Source organism: Streptomyces chisholmiae (assembly GCF_031845445.1).
In the GTDB taxonomy this organism is placed as follows: Bacteria; Actinomycetota; Actinomycetes; order Streptomycetales; family Streptomycetaceae; genus Streptomyces; species Streptomyces chisholmiae.
Window position 1 is genome coordinate 1 of the sequence record NZ_JAVREO010000180.1, and the last position, 454, is coordinate 454.

At 67.6% G+C, this 454-nt stretch carries 1 pseudogene; it reads left to right on the top strand.

Annotated features, from left to right (window positions below):
- Nucleotides 1-296: 296 nt before the first annotated feature.
- Nucleotides 297-454: pseudogene (locus RM844_RS32685) on the top strand (NCS2 family permease); the annotation flags it as partial.

The window sequence follows — 454 nt, forward strand, 5'->3', positions numbered from 1 at the left end:
CTCCGGGCGGTGTTGCTGAGCCGAGAACGTCACACTTTTCCGCATCCCGCACCGCCCGGAGACACCAAGCACCGCACCGCTCGCGGTTCTCCGCCGTGCACCGGCACACCCGGCGCGCACGGCAGCGCCTCACGGATCGACTCGTGCCTCCGGCACATCCGTATCTGCCTCAACAGTTCGTCCCGGCCGTCCCCGGGTCGTGCAGCCGTCGCAGTCATCCCAAATCCCGCATTCAGGAATCTCCAAGCGGGTGCCCCTGTGAACCTTGGGAGTCAGGCATCAGGACCCAGCAGTCAGTGGAACCGAAGACCAGCGCGGAGGCCGCGGGCCCCGGCTCGCGCGTCCCCGCCGGAAGATCATGGCTCGACCGGTACTTCCACATATCCGAACGAGGCTCCACGGTCGCGCGCGAGGTGCGCGGCGGCGTCACGACCTTCATGGCCATGGCGTACAT